Origin of the sequence: Treponema sp. J25 (assembly GCF_004343725.1) — a bacterium.
GTDB lineage: Bacteria > Spirochaetota > Spirochaetia > Treponematales > Breznakiellaceae > J25.
In genome coordinates this window covers 97280-114534 of the sequence record NZ_PTQW01000006.1, presented here as the reverse complement: position 1 = coordinate 114534, position 17255 = coordinate 97280, and the positions used below count along the sequence as shown (strand labels likewise).

The window sequence follows — 17255 nt, the reverse complement described above, 5'->3', positions numbered from 1 at the left end:
GCCTCTTTATGTTTTTTATTACCTTCCGAGCCACCCACCGTCTACCGCAAGGGTATGGCCGTGCACATAATCGGATGCAGGAGATGCGAGGAACACTACCGCGCCGGCTAAATCGGAGGCTTCGCCCCAACGGCCTGCGGGAATACGGGAAAGAATCTCCTGACTGCGCTGGGGGTCGTTACGCAGGGCTTCGGTATTATCGGTGGCCATGTAGCCTGGCGCAATGGCGTTAACATTGATGCCATGCTTGGCCCATTCGTTGGAAAGGGCCATGGTAAGTCCCCGGATGCCGCTTTTGCTGGCCGTATACGAAGGAACCCGGATGCCTCCCTGGAAACTAAGCATGCTCGCCACATTGATGATTTTCCCTTTTTGTTTTTGAGCAACCCAGTGGCGGGCCGCCGCTTGACTTAAAAAGAAAACCGTCCTGAGGTTAAGGTTCATGACATCGTCCCATTCGGCCTCGGTAAAGGAAAGGGCTTCGTTTCTCTTGATGATCCCCGCATTGTTTACAAGGATATCCAGCCGGCCGTAGGTCTCAAGGACGGTACCTATAATCCGGGGAATCGGTTCAAGAGAACGGAGATCCGCACTGACATAGACAAAGCGGCGGCCCGCCGCCCGAACCGCCGATTCTGTTTCGGGGGCCTGGGGAGAAGCGCTCACCCCGAGGATATCTGCCCCCGCCTCGGCCAGGGCTATGGCCATAGCCTGTCCGAGACCTCGGTTGCAGCCGGTAACAATAGCCACCTTCCCATCAAGCTTGAATTGTTCAAGAATTCCAGCCATGAACTACCTCCTATCGTAGATCCTCGGGTTTGACGAAATCCATATCATCAAAGGTTTGGTTTTCTCCAGCCATGGCCCAGATAAAGGTGTACGCCCCCGTCCCTACCCCAGAGTGGATAGACCAACTGGGAGAAATAACCGCCTGTTCGTTGGCAACCACCAGGTGCCGCGTTTCTGAGGGCGCTCCATGAAAGTGAAATACCCGCGCATCGGGGGCCATGTCAAAATACAGATACACCTCCATCCGTCGTTCATGGGTATGACAGGGCATGGTGTTCCAGACACTTCCCTTCGCAAGAACCGTCATCCCCATCACGAGCTGACAGCTTTTGCAAACCGCCGGATGCACATACTGATAGATGGTCCGTTCGTTGCTGGTTTCGCTGCTCCCCAGTTTTTTAGGGTTGGCCTGGCTCTGGCTTATCTTTATGGTGGGGTAACTCTGGTGGGCAGGAGCGCTGGCAAGGTAGAACTTGGCTGGTTCTGAAGGAGATAGGGATTCAAAACGAATATCCCTCGCCCCCATCCCAACATAGCATCCCTCGCTTTTAGCAAGTTCATACCTAGTGCCATCTACCACGAGGAGACCGGGACCACCGATGTTAATCACCCCTAATTCCCGTCGTTCAAGAAAATATTCCGTCCCCAGTTCTTTCCCCGACTCGAGTACCAAAGCCTTTATGGTGGGAACGATGCCGCCGAAAATAAGCCGATCCTGGTGGCTGTAGGTAAGGCGAATTTCTCCGGGAACAAAAACCTGTTCCACTAAAAAATGACGCCGTTGTGTTGCGGTGTCGTACTGTTTTGCATCCTCTGGATGGCTCGCATACCGTATATCAAATTTCATGGTATTTCCTCCTGTAATGAGAGGGGTTCCTTTTCTGGCTCTATTAGTGTCTCAGCCACGAACTCTGGCGGCTACAGGATCTAATTTTTGGTAAAACCTGCACTCCCCCTCAACTGGCCAGAAAAGGTTTCTCCCGTACTTCTTTATCGCTGTACCCGGCCGGAACCGTCACCCTTCATGAGAGTTTCCACTTCTGCCAGGGTACTCAAATTGAAGTCCCCCGGGATGGCGTGCTTTAAAGCCGATGCAGCCACCGCAAAGTTCAGGGCCCGTTCCTCATCATCTTTAAAATTGAGCAGTCCATAGATAAGACCGGCGGAGAAACTATCGCCTCCTCCTACCCGGTCTACGATATCGGTGATCTCATACTTTCGAGAGAGGATACCCCCTTTTTTGCCTATAAGGACCGCGGACCAGCCATTGTGGTCTGCGGAGTGACTTTCCCGGAGGGTAATGGCCAGGTATTGTACCTGGGGAAACTCCTTTTGCACGAGGGTTGCGAGCTCTTTGTAGGCCTCAATATTAAGGGAGCCACTGCTCACATCGATCCCCGCTACCTCAATCCCAAGGCACTTTTGAATATCCTCTTCGTTAGCAATGAGGACATCCGCGTACTGGGCAAGGCCCCGCATGATTTCGGGGGCCTTTTTACCATAATTCCAGAGTTTCTTGCGGTAGTTGAGGTCGATGGATACGGTACATCCCGCGGCTTTTGCGGCCTTAATAGCCGCCAGGGCACTATCCGCCGCCGATTGGGAAAGGGCCGGCGTAATACCGGTGATATGGAACCACTGGGCCCCTGCAAAAATAGTGTTCCAGTCAAAGTCTGTCGGTCCAACCCGAGAAATACAGGACCCATCCCGGTCATAGACCACATTGCTGGGCCGCTGGTTTGCTCCGGTTTCAAGGAAATAGATACCAAGCCGGCCGGCGGTCTTTTTAATAAAGGATGTGTCTACACCGTATTTTCGCAGTTCCCGAATTGCCCCTTCGCCAATGGGATTGTCGGGAACGGCCGTCACAAAGGCCGCCGATTCTCCAAAAAGGGCAAGGGAGACCGCCACATTGGCTTCTCCTCCTCCAAAGGTAGCCTCCAGGAGGGGAGACTGAAAAAAACGCTCGTGTTCTGGCGACTTAAGGCGAAGCATGATTTCGCCAAAGCTTATGATTCGATGGGCCATACAAAACGCTCCTCAAAATTGAAATAGGGAAAGGATTCCGCCAGGGCTGGCTAACGGTCCAGGGACCTACCAGCCTGTGCTCTTGTTTGGAGTGTCTATTGGTACAGCTTTGGGATTCCTTTCCCTCTTTGTATTATACATCAATCAGCACTTTCGTCAATTATTTTTGAAACAATGGTTCATTTTTTAATTGTTTTATGGTATAGTAGGATTCATGGAGGATAGATATGAATGATCTTTTTTTAAAGATCCGGGATATTGGACTGGTCCCGGTAATAAAAATCGATAACCCCGATCACGCGGTCCCGTTGGGGCGGGCCCTTGTGGCAGGGGGCTTGCCGGTGGCGGAAGTTACCTTCCGAACCGATGCGGCGGAAGAGGCAATTCGGCGAATGAAGGCGAAACTTCCTGAGCTTCTGGTGGGGGCCGGTACGGTGATCAACCCCGCCCTGGCGCAAAAGGCGGTCCAGGCGGGGGCAAGTTTTATTGTTTCCCCCGGTTTTAATCCTGCCACGGTAGACTGGTGTCTGGAACGGAATATACCAGTTCTTCCTGGGGTGAATAACCCGAGTCTTATTGAGCAGGGGCTTTCCCGGGGGCTAGAGGTGTTTAAGTTTTTCCCCGCCGAAAACTCCGGTGGGGCCCCCATGATTCAGGCCCTTTCTGCCCCCTTCGGCTCGATTCAGTTTGTACCAACCGGGGGAATCGATGCAAACAATCTGGCTGAGTATGCGAAGCTTGACGCGGTTCTTGCCATCGGCGGTAGTTGGATGGTAAAGGCGGACCTTATTCAAAATGAACAGTGGGATACCATTACGGCCCTTTGTCGGGAAGCTCGGCTTAAGCTTCAGGGCTTTTCTTTTGCCCACCTGGGGATTAATCAGGACACTCCAGAGGAAGCAAAAAAGACGGCCAATGTGTTTGCCGCCCTCGGTTTTGCTCTAAAAGAGGGAAATTCTTCAATATTTGCAGGGACTCCCTTTGAAATTATGAAGAGTCCCTTCCGGGGCACAAAGGGTCACATTGCGATCAGTTGTTATAACGTAGAACGGGCCCTGGCATACCTTGCTCCCTATGGATTTAAAGGGGTAGAGGAAACGGCAAAGCGGGAAAAGGGCAAACTGAAAGTGATCTATCTGGATAAAGAAATTGGGGGCTTTGCGGTACACCTGGTGAAGGCGTAACGTGGTGGAGGGACCCAGAGTTCCCTGTAAAAGATAGTTGAAAACAAACGGAGCAGGTCTTCCCAGCCCTGCTCCACGTAAGAATATCTACCTGTCACTATACGGTAGAAATCAGGAAATAGACGCCCCAGGATTCTAATAAAAAAGGGCCCTCTGGGAGCCCTTCCTTTTCTTTTACACCTTACACCTGTGGAACCGATGTTTCTATCTCAATGGAAAGATCTTCTACATTATCTTCTATCAAAAACGGTTCTTTCTGTTCCTGCGTACGGGCGGGGAATTCCACGGTGGTTCTTTTCACCTGGAGATGACGAATATTGCGCAGACGGATGCCCCGGCCTGCCGGGAGCGGTAAGCCCCGGTACATGGCAGCTTCGCTCGGAGGATGGTCCGTGTTTTCCGAAAGGGTAAATACACAATCTTCAATATGTACGTTTTCGATAGGCCGTTCGGGGAGTCCTACAATAAAGGCGGCTGCGGCCTTGCAGTCCTCTCCCTTAAGACTGTGAACTCGAATATCTCGAATCAACGGTGTGGTAACGGTTATGGGTTGAGGAGAACGGCTAAAAATAGGGTCTTCCGGCGGAGGACCGCCAGGTCCGTAGTAACAGTTAATAACGAGGGGACAGAGAACTCCCCGCATAATACAGTTTTCTAACTGAATGTTTTCGATAGTTCCTCCCCGACCTCGTCGAGTTTTTATCCGTAGGCCCCGGTCAGTTTCATCAAGCTGGCAATTGCGGATGGTTACATTTCGGACCCCACCGGCGGTTTCGCTGCCGATCACAATACCCCCATGGCCTCCTTGCATGGTACAGTTTTCAATAAGCACCGATTCGGTAGGGCGGTTTACCCGAAGGCCATCTTCTCCGGAGCCGGATTTTAGGCCCAGACAGTCATCCCCAACATCAAAATGACAGCGTTCTATGTGGACCTGGTTACAGGAGTCCAGGTTAAGCCCATCGGTGTTGGGACCGTCATGGGGATTCTGGAAGGTAACCCCCGCAATATGAACCTGCTCACAATACACAAGATGGGTATTCCAGAAAGGAGAATTCTGCAAGTGCACGTCAAAAATCTCTACATTTTTACAATTGAAAAACTGTAAAAGGGGAGGGCGCAGAAATTGCAGTTCCCGCCCTCCTCCTCCCGATGGCTGGGTGCGATAGGTGGGATTTAATGCCGCAAGACGTTCTTCAAAAGGATGTTTAGGTTCTCGACGCCCTTCTTTTCGGGATTGCCGGAGAAAATCCCACCAGGCCTTTCCGTTCCCATCAATAATGCCGCTGCCCTTGACTCCCAGGTTCTCTGAGTCTCGGGCAAAAATAAGGGGATGCATGGCCCAGCATTCAACCCCCTCCCAGCGAGTCCAGACAGGTCCGTAGCGATCGAAGTCCGGAATAAAAGAAAGAACGGTGTCTTCTTCGATTATCAGATATACCTGTGATCGAAGAAGTATGGGGCCGCTCTGAAATAAGCCGCCTCGCAGATGGAGGCTTCCTCCGCCAGCTGCGGCAAGGTTGTTAATTGCTGACTGGATGCGGCGACTGTCGTCCCGGGGATTATTTCCCTGTTCTGCGATGAGTTCTAGTTCCATAGGCAAATCCTATAAAAAATGGTACTATGTTTCATTATGATGAATATTGGTGTCCGATGCCATGATGTAGGCATATTCCCCCCTGATCTTCTTGCAGAAAAGGTCGCCGCTACTGGCGTGCGCTGTGTCCAGCTTGCCCTTTCAAAGGCTTTGCCGGGAGCTCCTTTGGTGCCGGAAGAGGTCAATATTCCCCAGGTTTCTGGGGCCTTTCAGCGTCAGGGCCTTTCTATTGCGGTCCTGGGATGTTATATCAACCCGGTACATCCAGACCGGAATCAGCGAGAGGCCGCCCTTCGGCGCTTTGAGGCCCATCTCCGGGCGGCCCCTCTCTTTGGCTGTTCCATCGTGGGAACCGAAACGGGCTCCTGTGCCGCCGACTGTTCCTACCATCCCGATACAGAGCGGGATGCAACCTTTGCAGACCTGGTCGCTTCGGCGGAACGGCTTGTCCGCTGTGCCGAAACAATAGGCTCTGTTATCGTTGGGATCGAAGCGGTAGCAGAAAAACACACCATCTCGACTCCCGAAAAGATGGCCCGGCTTCTTAAAGAGATCGATTCCCCCCACCTGGGGGTTATCTTTGATCCTACCAACCTGGTTCCCTCATCGGGGATCGATGATATGGGGGCCTTTCTTGACCGCTGTTTTGAAGCCTTTGGGCATAAAATTGTGGCGGTCCATGCCAAGGATTACCGGATGGAACTGGTTGACGGAAGAATGATAAAATCCCCCTCCCTACCGGCCGGTACGGGCCTTCTTCCCTGGCCTGATATTCTACGCCGTCTTAGGGCTCTCAATCGGGAAGCGGTCCCCATTCTTATTGAGGATATTAAGGCTTCCCACATTGAAGAAACAAGAAGGCGCCTCGAAACCTTCTGGTCCCACCTTGAGTATATGTAAAGTTTCTGTAAAAAGGAACGGAAAGAAGCGCCATTATTTTGTACTATAACGACTTCCCTCTCCTCCCGGAGAGGAGGTGGTGTTGTTCTGTTCGAAAGGTCGGAAAAGTACAAAAACGTATCTGCAAATTTGTAGAAAGATGCATACAATTAAGATGTGAGATAGAGCACAGTGATGGGGTGCTCTGTCTCTCTATGGTTCGTCCTCCGACACGGGCCTCGAATGTTTTTATTTTCCCTACTGAAGGAGAGTACCTATCTTTATGAGTAGTTATGCAGCGGCGACTTCAAAAAAATCGCTCTGGCGGGAGATCCGGCGGTATATGCCGATTTACATGCTTATGGTGCTTCCGCTTCTGTACTATGCGATATTCCGGTACTGGCCTATTGTAAACGGCCAAATCGCGTTTAAGGATTACATGGCCCTGGATGGCGTGTGGGGAAGCAAGTGGATCGGTTTTGAAAATTTTCGTTCTTTTTTCAATTCCTTTTATTTTTGGGAACTCCTGAGAAACACGGTTTTTTACAGTTTTGGTAAGCTCCTTGTGGGGGTTCCTGTTTCCATCATCCTGGCCATCATGATTTATGAAACCAATCACCCCAAGCTCGGAAAGGTGGTCCAGACCCTGTCCTATCTTCCCCACTTTCTTTCGTGGGTTATCGTGTATGGGATTCTTTTGGTGCTTCTCGCCCCCGGGGATGGCCTTGTAAATGATGTCCTTAAGGCCATGGGACAGCAACCCATCGATTTTTTAACCAACACTAAGTACTTTCCCTGGATCGTGATTCTTTCCGATGCCTGGAAGGAAATGGGGTGGAGTGCCATCATCTTTATTGCGGCCCTCATGGCCATCGATCCTACCCTGTTTGAAGCCGCGGCTGTCGAAGGGGTTACGGCCTTTCAGCGGGTGTGGTACATTACGCTGCCCCTCATTCGACCAGTGATCATGACAGTGGTAATCCTTAAGTTGGGAACGATTCTGGACGCGGGCTTTAACCAGATCTTCATGCTCTATTCAATCCCGGTATACAGCGTAGCGGATATTATCGATACCTGGGTATACCGCCAGGGTCTTTTGGAATTCCGCTTTGGTCTTGCCACGGCGGTGGGCCTTTTTAAGGGAACCATCGGAATGATCATGGTGATTATCGCAAACCGGCTGGTAAAGCGGTTCTCCGATTCTTCAATGTATTGATGAGGTGATGGTGTTATGGCTCAAGGAACGATGAAGATACGACTTTCACCGAGTGATCGGATTTTTTATGGGATTATCGATGTTCTCCTAGTGTTTATTTTAATCATTGTGGCAGTTCCCTTGTGGAGTACGATTACCCTCTCCTTTCGACCGAACCACTTTATAGGAAGTAATCTGGAAGGGATGTTTCTTGCTCCCTGGAAATGGTCTACCGCCGCCTATCGGGCCCTGCTGGGAAACCGGGGCTTTTTGATGGCCTTCAGTAACAGTCTTAAGATTCTGGTTTTTGGTGTTATCACCGCCCTCTTTTTTACGGTTCCCATGGCCTATGCCCTTTCGATTCGGGGGCTCCCGGGCCACAAATTTTTCCATATCTTTGTGCTTATTCCGTACCTGTTTAACGTGGGACTCATTCCGGCCTACCTGGTGGTAACCACCGTGGGGCTTACTAATAGGTTAGCGGCGGTGTTTTTGCCAGTGGCCATTAGTACCTACAACCTGCTTATTATGCGGCAATTTTTCGAAGGAATCCCGGAAGAACTCAAAGAATCGGCCCGTATCGATGGAGCTTCGGAACTTACTATCCTGCTCCGTATCGTGCTTCCCCTATCAAAGCCTATTCTGTTAACGATAGGGCTCTACTATGGAGTGGCGTTCTGGAATGACTTCTTGCATGCCCTCATTTACCTTAATAAGGCTTCCCTCCATCCGCTACCTATTTTGCTCCGAAACATACTCCTTGCAAGCGGTATGAATGAGTTTGTGGAGGTGAATGCCTTTGGAGAAGCCTCGGTACAGTCGATTAAAGCAGCGAGTGTGTTTATGGCGGCGATTCCCATGGTTATTGCCTACCCATTTATTCAGAAATTCTTTACCAAGGGAACCCTGCTGGGAAGTATTAAGGGGTAAGGGGAAAGCGCCCTCTTCCCAGGAAGAGTATCTCTTCCTCACGGGCAGAGAAAGCTGGGGTGGACCCCTTGGGTATAAGGGATGAGGTAAAAAACGGAACCCCGACAATTTTTAGGGGGACCCAGAGAGTGTAAGGGCTCTAAATAAGAATTCAAGAACCTCCGTGGACATGGTTCGACGGGGTTCTAGATAGATGGAACAAGGAGGCTTTGTATGAAGCGTTTTGTGTCGATGGTACTCGTACTCCTCCTGGCCTTTGGAATGGTAACATTTACCTTTGCTGAAGGACAGGCGGATGGGAAAGGGGGATCTTCCTCGGGACCGGTGACGATTGAACTCTGGTATGGGGCGGCGGTTACCGAAGCAGGACCACCCCCGGCTGACTGGGTAGCCCTTAAGATCATCAAGGAAAAGCTCAATATCGATCTTAAGATTACCGCCCTTCCTTCGGCGAACGAAGATCAGGATGTAAAGATTAACACTGCTGCGGCGGCTAACGCCCTGCCCGATCTCTTTATGGTAAGCCGTCCTGTGTGGATGAACCTTATTAAACAGGGACTTATCGCTCCGGTAGATGATTTGTATCCCCTTATGCCGAACCGCTGTAAGTATCACTATGATGAGGATAGCCGGGCGTTTACTACCGTCAATGGGAAATCCTATGGGCTTGCTTCCCCTGGTTCTATTGCCAAGAATGAGGGGCTTCTGATCCGAAAGGACTGGCTTGATAAGTTAGGCCTCAAGGTTCCTACCACCACGGAAGAACTGTTCCAGGTGATGAAGGCCTTTACCACAAAGGATCCCGATGGAAACGGCAAAGATGATACCTATGGGTTTGGGGCCTTTATTGAAATCAATAACTTTGAAGAAGGGCTTGGCCGCCGTTTCGATCCTATTTTTGGAGCCTTTGGAGTAGCGGGAACCTGGAATCTTTCGGCTAAAAACCCCGGTCTTAATGTGCGCAAACCCGAATACTACGATGCCCTGGCCTATGTCCGGCGCATGGTGGATGAAAAGGTTATCGATCCTAACTGGGTTAGCTATAAGAAAGATGATTTCCGGGCTGCCTGGAAACAGGGGCGCTTTGGGATCATGCGGGAACAGAATGCCGCCTATGCAGCAGAATCCAACTATACTCCCTTTGATAAGAATTTCCCCAACGGTGAATGGATTGTGATCGATCCTCCTAAAGGACCGAAAGGGTTCCAGTCGGTGGGGGTCTTTACCCAGAGTTACCGGATTTATGCGGTTTCTACCAAGGCCATGAAGGCTGGTAAAGGGCCGGCCATTGCAAAACTCCTTGAATGGATGAGCTCCGATGAGGGGTATTTCCTCCTTGGGTGGGGTGTAGAAGGGGTAAACTATGTGAAAGGTCCCGATGGGGTTCCGACGGTGAACGGGATCCCCGATCCTGCCAAAGGTTTCAGCAAACCCGAGATGCAGCCCCTTACCCAGCTACGGAACATGGTGTTCTATAATGGAGACCTGGAACTGAAAGCCCGCTATCCCACCTATAAGGCACCCTATTCTGGTAAGACCATGAGTGCCCTCACGGTACTTCGGGACATGCAGAAGCGACCCTGGACCAATGGGGTCGGCGCAGATACCCTTCCCAATCCTTCGGCGGATCTTAAGCGCTTCTATGAACAGGGGGTTGTGGAGTTTGTGACTGGTGCTCGCCAGCTTACTCCTGAGAACTGGAAGGCCTGGGTGGCCGAATTCGATAAGATGGGCGGTCTTGACTGGGAAAAGGCCGGTATCGAATATGCCCGGGCGAACAATCTGTTAAAATAGGTACGGTCATGGGTTGGTCTAGCCAGGGAGCCTGAAGCAAGGAAGTTATAAAAAGCTTTCTTTGGGGCCCCAGGGAAAGGCCAGAGCGAATTCCCGATACACAACAAAAGATAAAGAAAAGAAAAGAAATAAGGGACCGGTGAAGAGCCGGTCCCTTTATGTTTTCTGAGGCTCAAAGCATAAGCCGCGAATAGTTTTTTTCCTTTATTATGATCCTTCTAAAGATCCAAGGCCTAAAATCCAAGGCTCTTTATCAAGGCCTTGGTACTATCATGTCCCTTCTGTTTCGGCGGTAACCCCTTTCCCTTCTATTTCTGCGGGGGAACCAGTAATAACGGCGGTCCCCTTTTTCCAGCGGTATATCACGAGCAGCGCCGCAATGATGGCGCTTATACCCATCATCATGTTGCTGATCATCATGGAAAGGCCAAGCCCTTCAGTTTTGAGGTTGGTATAATGCTGGAAATACCACAGGGGTGGAATGCGGAACACAAAAAGCCGTAATAGATTCAAAACCATAGAAATCCGGGTATACCCAAAACCATATAAGAGACCCATAACAGAACTCGAGATAGCCAGGAGTACCGAGGCATAGCGTTCATAGTTGTACACCTCTGCAATTTCTTGAGAAAAGAGGGGATCCCCCCGAGCGAAGAGATGAATAAGGGTATCCTTACAGATACTCATAAGGATAAAGAAAAAGATTCCCAAGATTATATTGATAGTACAGGTGATCTTAAAAGTTTCAAAGGCCCGGTGACTGTTTTTATTTCCCAAATTCTGGCTAATAATGGTGGCTTCTGCTTCCTGAAAGCCGATGGGAGGCATGGTGACCAGGCCCCCAATGCGGTTAGAAACGCCGAGGGCCCCGATAGCCATGCTTCCGTAGGCGGCACTCATGGAATTAACCACCGCTTTCCCATAGTTAAAAATGAATTTTTCAAGAAAAACGGGGGTAGAAAGAGAAACGATGGGCTTTATTTCAGCGGTATCCACCCCATAGTGGCGAAGGGTCTGTATGATACCACTCCCTTCTTTAAGAAGAAAGGTCCCCCCCGCAAAAAGGGAGACTGTTCCCTGGGCAATAAGGGAAGCAATGGAAAGCGAAAGGGGGCCCCAGCGGAATAGGTATACGAAAAGAAGGGTGGCCCCTAACTTTGTAGAAAGGATAAGAAGATTCCACCAGAAAATTCGTTCCGTGTTTCCCCGGGCCCGCTCAATCGCAAAATATACGCTGTTAAGACATATGAATACGAGGCCGAGCAGTTCTATTCTGAATAAGGTAAGGCCGGGATCTAATAGATCAGGGGGCATTTTAAAAAAACGGAGAATCCAGGGGGCAAGGGGAATCATAATCCCAAGGATGACGAATATAAGGACCAGCGTAAACATAAAAAGGATACCCATCCGTTGCTGGGCTTTTTGGGTATCATGGGCTCCAATTGCCCGGGCAATGAGTACCCCACCGCCCACGCCGAGCCCTGCACTAAGGGTCGTAAAAAGGGACTGAATCTGGGAAACAAAAGAGACAATTGAAACGATTCGAGCTCCCATCGATGCCGCGATAAGGGTATCGAGGAAGCTAAAAACCTGGCTTATCCCGTTATAAAACACCAAGGGGAGGCCGAGTTGAATCACCACGCTCCAGAGGTTGCCGTACAGAATAAAATCCCGACGATCTCTAGTAGCGGTTCTATTGTCGGTTTTCAAGGAAACTGCTTTTCTCATGAAGCATGGTTATACCAAAAGATGAGAAAAAAGGTTGTGCAATTATTGTCTAATTATGAAAAAAATGTTCAAATATTGTTTATTGTTATGCTTCCCCCTGATATTCGGATAGAGGACGAAGTTTGTAATCTTCGATTTATTAGAAAGTCCCGGGCTACCACCAACCCGGAACGACATTTTCATAGTTCCTGGGAATTCCTGTACGTGGCTTCTGGTTCTCGCACCTTCTTTTATCGCAGTGCCACCTATGCGATGGGTGAAGGCGCGATCGCCATTATTCCTCCGGGAATTCTGCATCGGGGACTCAACCAGAAGGGAGAGACCTGCGAGCTTTATAATATATATGTGCTTGATCAAAACAATCCTCTCTTTTCTTCCCTTCTTCCCCTCTGTGTTTCCTGGGTTGAACAGCACGATCCGGTAATCCAGTTTGATGAAAAAAGCCGTTACGAAGTGGAGTCCCTCTTTCAGTCTATGGGGATGGAACTTCAAAGGAAAGAGCCCTGGTATGTCCAGGTAGTATGGGCCCAATTGGCCCTGCTTGTGGCCCTATCCTGCCGTTCTGCGGCCCAGGCTCAACGGGGAACAGGGCAACAACAGCTCGACCCCCGCATCCAGGAAACCCTTCACTGGATCGATCTGCATTATGCCGAACCTATCGATTTAGAACGGGTTGCGCAGCAGACCAGTATGAGTCCTGCCTATTTTTCAAAATTGTTTTATAGAACCACCCAGATCCATTTTCATGAATACCTTGCCTCTGTTCGAATCCAGAGGGCCTGTAGCCTTTTGGCCACCACCCGTGAACCGGTGTACCGTATTGCCGAACGGTGTGGTTTTGGGAGTGTTACCCAGTTTGGCAGGCTGTTCCGTCAACTGACAGGGCAGCATCCTCTGGAATATCGAAGGAAAACAAATCCTCAGTATACGAGCACCTAGAAGGTTTCGAGGTTCCCGTGACCAGTATAAGGGGCCCTTTGTTCTGCAAAGAGCGGTAAAGGTCTCCTTTGTTAAAAAATTGGTCGGTTCAATTCTAGAATAGTGGGATATCCTGATACAGGAGAAATATTCTCCCCTTCTCTCCGACTCTGGGATGATATTTCCCAGAGGTACGGGGAAATTCAAAAAGCTCCCTGGGGAGCTTGGAAAATCATGAAGCAAGGAGTGTTCCTATGAAACGATGGATACTTGCCCTCGGAATGGGGATGGTGTGTGCCTTTACCTCTCTAGTGGCGCAGGAAGTGTTTTCAGCCAATGATCTTGATCCGGCAAATCTGGTAGAGACAAAAACATGGGGTAATTTTAAGATTGCCGCCCGGAGTGACAAAAATGTAACTATTGAAGCCATGGATGTTCCCCGGGAAGCGCCCGATAAGGAACTGTTCAATAACCGTATCAAACTTAATGGCGCAGGAGCCGCCGATTATCGGGCGGTGGCATTTACGGTTAAGCAAAAAGGGGAAGTGGTGGTGTATTGTAATTCCAGTAGCAAAACCGATGCTCGTATCTTGCTTTTGGTTGATCTTTCCTCTGGCCAGACGGTAGCAGAACTCAGCGCAGAACCGGATACGGGAACTAAGGCGGGCCTTGTAAAGGCCACCCTTCCGGGGGCGGGAACCTATGCCCTCTATTCCAAAAGCGGCGGCATCAACATCTATCAGATTGTGATTAAGTGATAAAAGGACAGTTATGATTTTTATGCGGCGATTTTTCTCTTTTTTTGGGGGTGTCCTTGCCCTTGGCATGATGCCGGTTATTATATTTGCCCAGGAGGGACGGCGGCCCTGGCAAGAGGTTCCTCTGCCTCGTATTGTTTCAGTAAACCCTGACCAGGGGGATCCTTCCCGGCTTATCCTTTCGTTTGAGGCTGATTTAAGTGCCCAGGGGGCCGATAGGGCGCTGATTTCCCTCATGGACGAAAAGGGGAAGGTTTTGGAATCCCGTACCATGGGGAGAACCTCCCGGTCTATAAAACAAGCGGATTTCAGACCTGGTAAAACTGCTCGGTACCAGTTCCAGGTTGCCCTGTATCGAAACGGAGAAACCGAGGCCCGACTGTCTTCTCTTTTTTTCTATGATTTTCGTCTTCCCCTTGTTGTGCCGGAACTGCAGCTTTTAAACAAAGGAAAAGGGACCCTGCTTGTTCGCTGGACATCGGTCCCCGAAGCGGAGGCCTACGAACTACGGTACGTGGAACTACCGAACAAAGATGTAGTTCCTTCCCTGACGGATGCTTCGGTATATCAGAAGAGATCGATGATACAAAAAGCGGGGAGTAGTCTCGAATGTTCTTTGGAAGGTCTTTCGGTAGGAAAGCCCTATGCCATTAGTCTGGCCGTGTTGCGGGGGAGCGATGTGGTGGTTTCTGCCCCGGTGGTAAAAACGATTCGGGATGTGGAAGAGCGAGAATGGCGCTTTACCTGGTTTGGGCAATCGAGCCGGGAAGATCTCAATACCTTCAAAATGCTCGATAACGATAATTTTGTGTTCCAGCTTACTTCCTGTCAGTATGATCCTAAAACGGGGGAAATCCTCCAAAAGGGGGGAAAATTTACCGCCTTCCACGATGGTATTTCTTTCTATTATACGGTCCTCGATCCCCGGCGAGAAAATTTCGAGCTTTCGGCAACCTTCCAGGTAGATTACATTAACCCCACCGCCGATGGGCAGGAAGGATTTGGTCTCCTCGTGTTGGATAGTCTGGGGCAGCATGGGGTGAATAACGTTAATCACTATACCAATTCGGCAGGGATCCTTGCTACCAAGTTTGAAGAAACGATCGATGGGGTTAAACGGACGAGTAAGGATACCCTGGGGGCCCGATTTGTGACGGGACTTTCAAAGGAGGTGATTGCCTCTGGCGATTCGGGTATTGCCCAGAAAGGGGTGAGTGTTGGTCGGGCCTTTAGTTATGATAGTTCTGCCCTTATACGAAGGGGAGATATATACCGGATTACCTTGAAGAAGACAAACACGGGCTATCATGCTATTTACCAGAAACCCTATGCCACCGAAGAGGATCGCACAGAGTTTATTTTATATGGGCCAGAAAAACTCCAGGTCCTGGATCCTGATCACATCTATGTGGGCTTTGCGGTAGCCCGGGGTTGTAATGTGACGGTTCGGGATGTAGAGTTTCGGGTAACCGATGCCCAAAAGGATCCTCCGGGAGTGCCGGAACCACCGGAAGTGGTACCCCTTATTGCAAAGGTTGATTCTCCTACGACGTATACGAGCGAAAATTATCCCCTGGTGTTTTATGCTAATGCCGCAGGGCGCCTTACGGTGCAGGATACGGCGGGGAAAGTTCTGGTCCGGGATGTGCCGATTAAGCCCCTGGTGGATTATACGACGACCCTTCGCCTGAAAGGGGGAAGTAACGATTTTGTGCTCCAGTTTACGCCAGATCCGTCCTATAAGCCGGGACCAAAACAGGTGATCGGTCGCTACGATAGTGAACAGCGGGCCTACGTAGAAAATTATAGTCCCTACTACATAAACCTTTCGGTTTTGTATAACAAATATGAAGGGAAAGACCTCTACGTAAGTCCTGAGGGCTCTCCTTTTGGGAAGGGAACCACCACAGATCCTCTGGATCTTACCACGGCCCTGTATTTTGTAGGCCCCGGTCAGCGGATTATCCTGAAAGGGGGAGTGTATTACCCCTCACGGACCGTGACTATCGAGCGGGGAAATAATGGAACGGAAAAGCAGCGAAAAGTCCTTATTTCAGCCCCTGGTGAACGGGCTATCCTTGATTTTAGTGCAAGCCGGGCAAAAACGGCGGGATTCATCCTGTGGGGAAATTACTGGACCATCGAAAGTATTGATATCCGGAGCACCCCTGGTGATGTAAAGGGCCTCCAAGTCGGTGGAAATTACAATATTATTCGGGATGTACGAACCTATCGTTGTGGTGATACGGGACTCCAGATAAGCGGGGTAAGTGCTGAACCTCGGGAAAAGTGGCCCCGGTATAACCAGGTTATTAATTGTCTTTCCCATGATAACCAGGACCCTGCTTCAAACAATGCCGATGGGTTTGCGGCAAAACTAACGGTAGGAGAGGGAAATCGCTTCTATGGATGTATCGCTCATCATAATATTGATGACGGGTGGGATCTCTTTTCCAAAATTGAAAGTGGCCCTATTGGATCAGTGCTGGTAGAAAACTGCGTTGCCTATAACAACGGGTTCCTTTCTGATGGTTCAGGGAATGGCGATGGAAACGGCTTTAAAATGGGAGGGGATGGCATTGCGGTCTCCCACGTGCTTAAAAACAGCATTGCCTTTGGGAATGGTACCAGTGGAATTACCAGTAACTCTAATCCTGCCCTTATCATCGAAAATTGTACCTCCTATGGAAACAAAGGGGCAAACATTAATCTGTACGGCAAGGGTGATGGAAAACGCCTGTTTGTGGTACGGAACGTCCTTTCCTTTGGGGGTGGCTCCGGTGATGTATACCGGGAAATGCCGGAGCTCGCGGCTCCCCATAATTTCTTCTGGAATGGTGCGGCTTGTGTAAATAGCGAGGGACGAACCCTTGGTAAAGATGCCTTTGTTTCCGTGGATATGACAACCGTTCCTCGCTGGGATGCAAAGGGTAGTATCGATCTTCAGGGATTCCTGGTTCCCACAGCAGTTGTACCCCAAGGAGTGGGAGCCCGGTTTTAAACTATTTTAAAAAGACTCCGTGAGTGCTCCTTTTATAATAAAAGGGGCATTCGCGGGAAAAGGGGTACTTTCATTTTTTTAGTCTCTCAACAAAATCAATGATGTTTCCATCTGGATCTCTAAAATGAAATGCTTTGGTATTCCATGGATATTCAGTTGGTACCGTAATGAAGTCTATATCTTCATCTTTCAGTAATGAATATTCATCATCTGCACTCTTAACAAGAAACATAAGTGTTGTATGCCCATAATTGGCATTCTCATGATATGAAAATCCCATATCATTTATGGATGCTTCCTTTGAATATATGGATAATACTAATCCGTTCAGTTGTAATGTACTATGAATTTCATTTCCTTCTGCTTTTACACGAAATATTTTTTCATAAAACGAAACAAGTTTTGGAACATTTTCCGTTATTAATGACAAACCAAGGAATTCCATGCTTATCCT

14 protein-coding genes are annotated in these 17255 nt (G+C 49.6%); 8 read left to right on the top strand and 6 right to left on the bottom strand.

The window, feature by feature from the left end; translation table 11 throughout:
- Positions 1-18: 18 nt before the first annotated feature.
- The 3 genes from kduD to C5O22_RS02210 all read right to left on the bottom strand — a co-directional run bounded on the left by kduD (position 19) and on the right by C5O22_RS02210 (position 2817).
- On the bottom strand, positions 19-789 hold the full coding sequence (gene kduD / locus C5O22_RS02220) for a 2-dehydro-3-deoxy-D-gluconate 5-dehydrogenase KduD (RefSeq protein WP_132779565.1): 771 nt from the start codon (positions 787-789) through the stop codon (positions 19-21).
- 10 nt (positions 790-799) lie between these two features.
- Complete coding sequence (gene kduI / locus C5O22_RS02215; protein ID WP_132779564.1) at positions 800-1636, bottom strand: 5-dehydro-4-deoxy-D-glucuronate isomerase; 837 nt, start codon at positions 1634-1636, stop codon at positions 800-802.
- 143 nt (positions 1637-1779) lie between these two features.
- Positions 1780-2817: a sugar kinase gene (locus C5O22_RS02210; protein ID WP_132779563.1), complete on the bottom strand. Its 1038-nt coding sequence runs from the start codon at positions 2815-2817 to the stop codon at positions 1780-1782.
- A 227-nt stretch (positions 2818-3044) separates the two neighbouring features.
- Between C5O22_RS02210 and C5O22_RS02205 the strand changes: the two genes are divergently transcribed.
- Positions 3045-4001: a bifunctional 4-hydroxy-2-oxoglutarate aldolase/2-dehydro-3-deoxy-phosphogluconate aldolase gene (locus C5O22_RS02205; protein ID WP_132779562.1), complete on the top strand. Its 957-nt coding sequence runs from the start codon at positions 3045-3047 to the stop codon at positions 3999-4001.
- A 181-nt stretch (positions 4002-4182) separates the two neighbouring features.
- Here C5O22_RS02205 and C5O22_RS02200 read toward each other — a convergent pair whose 3' ends face one another.
- Positions 4183-5598, bottom strand: a complete 1416-nt coding sequence (locus C5O22_RS02200) for a glycoside hydrolase family 28 protein (RefSeq protein ID WP_132779561.1) — start codon at positions 5596-5598, stop codon at positions 4183-4185.
- Positions 5599-5634: 36 nt separating this feature from the next.
- On the opposite strand from C5O22_RS02200, the gene C5O22_RS02195 reads away from it, so the two are divergent.
- From C5O22_RS02195 to C5O22_RS02180, 4 genes are all read left to right on the top strand, one after another.
- On the top strand, positions 5635-6498 hold the full coding sequence (locus C5O22_RS02195; RefSeq protein WP_165910366.1) for a sugar phosphate isomerase/epimerase family protein: 864 nt from the start codon (positions 5635-5637) through the stop codon (positions 6496-6498).
- A gap of 262 nt (positions 6499-6760) precedes the next feature.
- A complete protein-coding gene (locus C5O22_RS02190; RefSeq protein ID WP_132779559.1) occupies positions 6761-7693 on the top strand; it encodes an ABC transporter permease in 933 nt (310 codons plus the stop codon).
- A 15-nt stretch (positions 7694-7708) separates the two neighbouring features.
- Positions 7709-8602, top strand: coding sequence for a carbohydrate ABC transporter permease (locus C5O22_RS02185; protein ID WP_132779558.1), 894 nt, complete (start codon positions 7709-7711; stop codon positions 8600-8602).
- 213 nt (positions 8603-8815) lie between these two features.
- Positions 8816-10396, top strand: a complete 1581-nt coding sequence (locus C5O22_RS02180) for an extracellular solute-binding protein (RefSeq protein ID WP_132779557.1) — start codon at positions 8816-8818, stop codon at positions 10394-10396.
- Between the two features lie 270 nt (positions 10397-10666).
- On the opposite strand, the gene C5O22_RS02175 is transcribed toward C5O22_RS02180, so the two are convergent.
- On the bottom strand, positions 10667-12124 hold the full coding sequence (locus tag C5O22_RS02175; RefSeq protein ID WP_132779556.1) for an MATE family efflux transporter: 1458 nt from the start codon (positions 12122-12124) through the stop codon (positions 10667-10669).
- Positions 12125-12145: 21 nt separating this feature from the next.
- On the opposite strand from C5O22_RS02175, the gene C5O22_RS02170 reads away from it, so the two are divergent.
- The 3 genes from C5O22_RS02170 to C5O22_RS02160 all read left to right on the top strand — a co-directional run bounded on the left by C5O22_RS02170 (position 12146) and on the right by C5O22_RS02160 (position 16801).
- A complete protein-coding gene (locus tag C5O22_RS02170; RefSeq protein ID WP_132779555.1) occupies positions 12146-13063 on the top strand; it encodes a helix-turn-helix domain-containing protein in 918 nt (305 codons plus the stop codon).
- Between the two features lie 233 nt (positions 13064-13296).
- A complete protein-coding gene (locus C5O22_RS02165) occupies positions 13297-13800 on the top strand; it encodes a hypothetical protein (protein ID WP_132779554.1) in 504 nt (167 codons plus the stop codon).
- A 13-nt stretch (positions 13801-13813) separates the two neighbouring features.
- Positions 13814-16801: a right-handed parallel beta-helix repeat-containing protein gene (locus C5O22_RS02160; RefSeq protein ID WP_243692848.1), complete on the top strand. Its 2988-nt coding sequence runs from the start codon at positions 13814-13816 to the stop codon at positions 16799-16801.
- 70 nt (positions 16802-16871) lie between these two features.
- On the opposite strand, the gene C5O22_RS02155 is transcribed toward C5O22_RS02160, so the two are convergent.
- On the bottom strand, positions 16872-17246 hold the full coding sequence (locus C5O22_RS02155; RefSeq protein ID WP_132779553.1) for a VOC family protein: 375 nt from the start codon (positions 17244-17246) through the stop codon (positions 16872-16874).
- Positions 17247-17255: the final 9 nt, after the last annotated feature.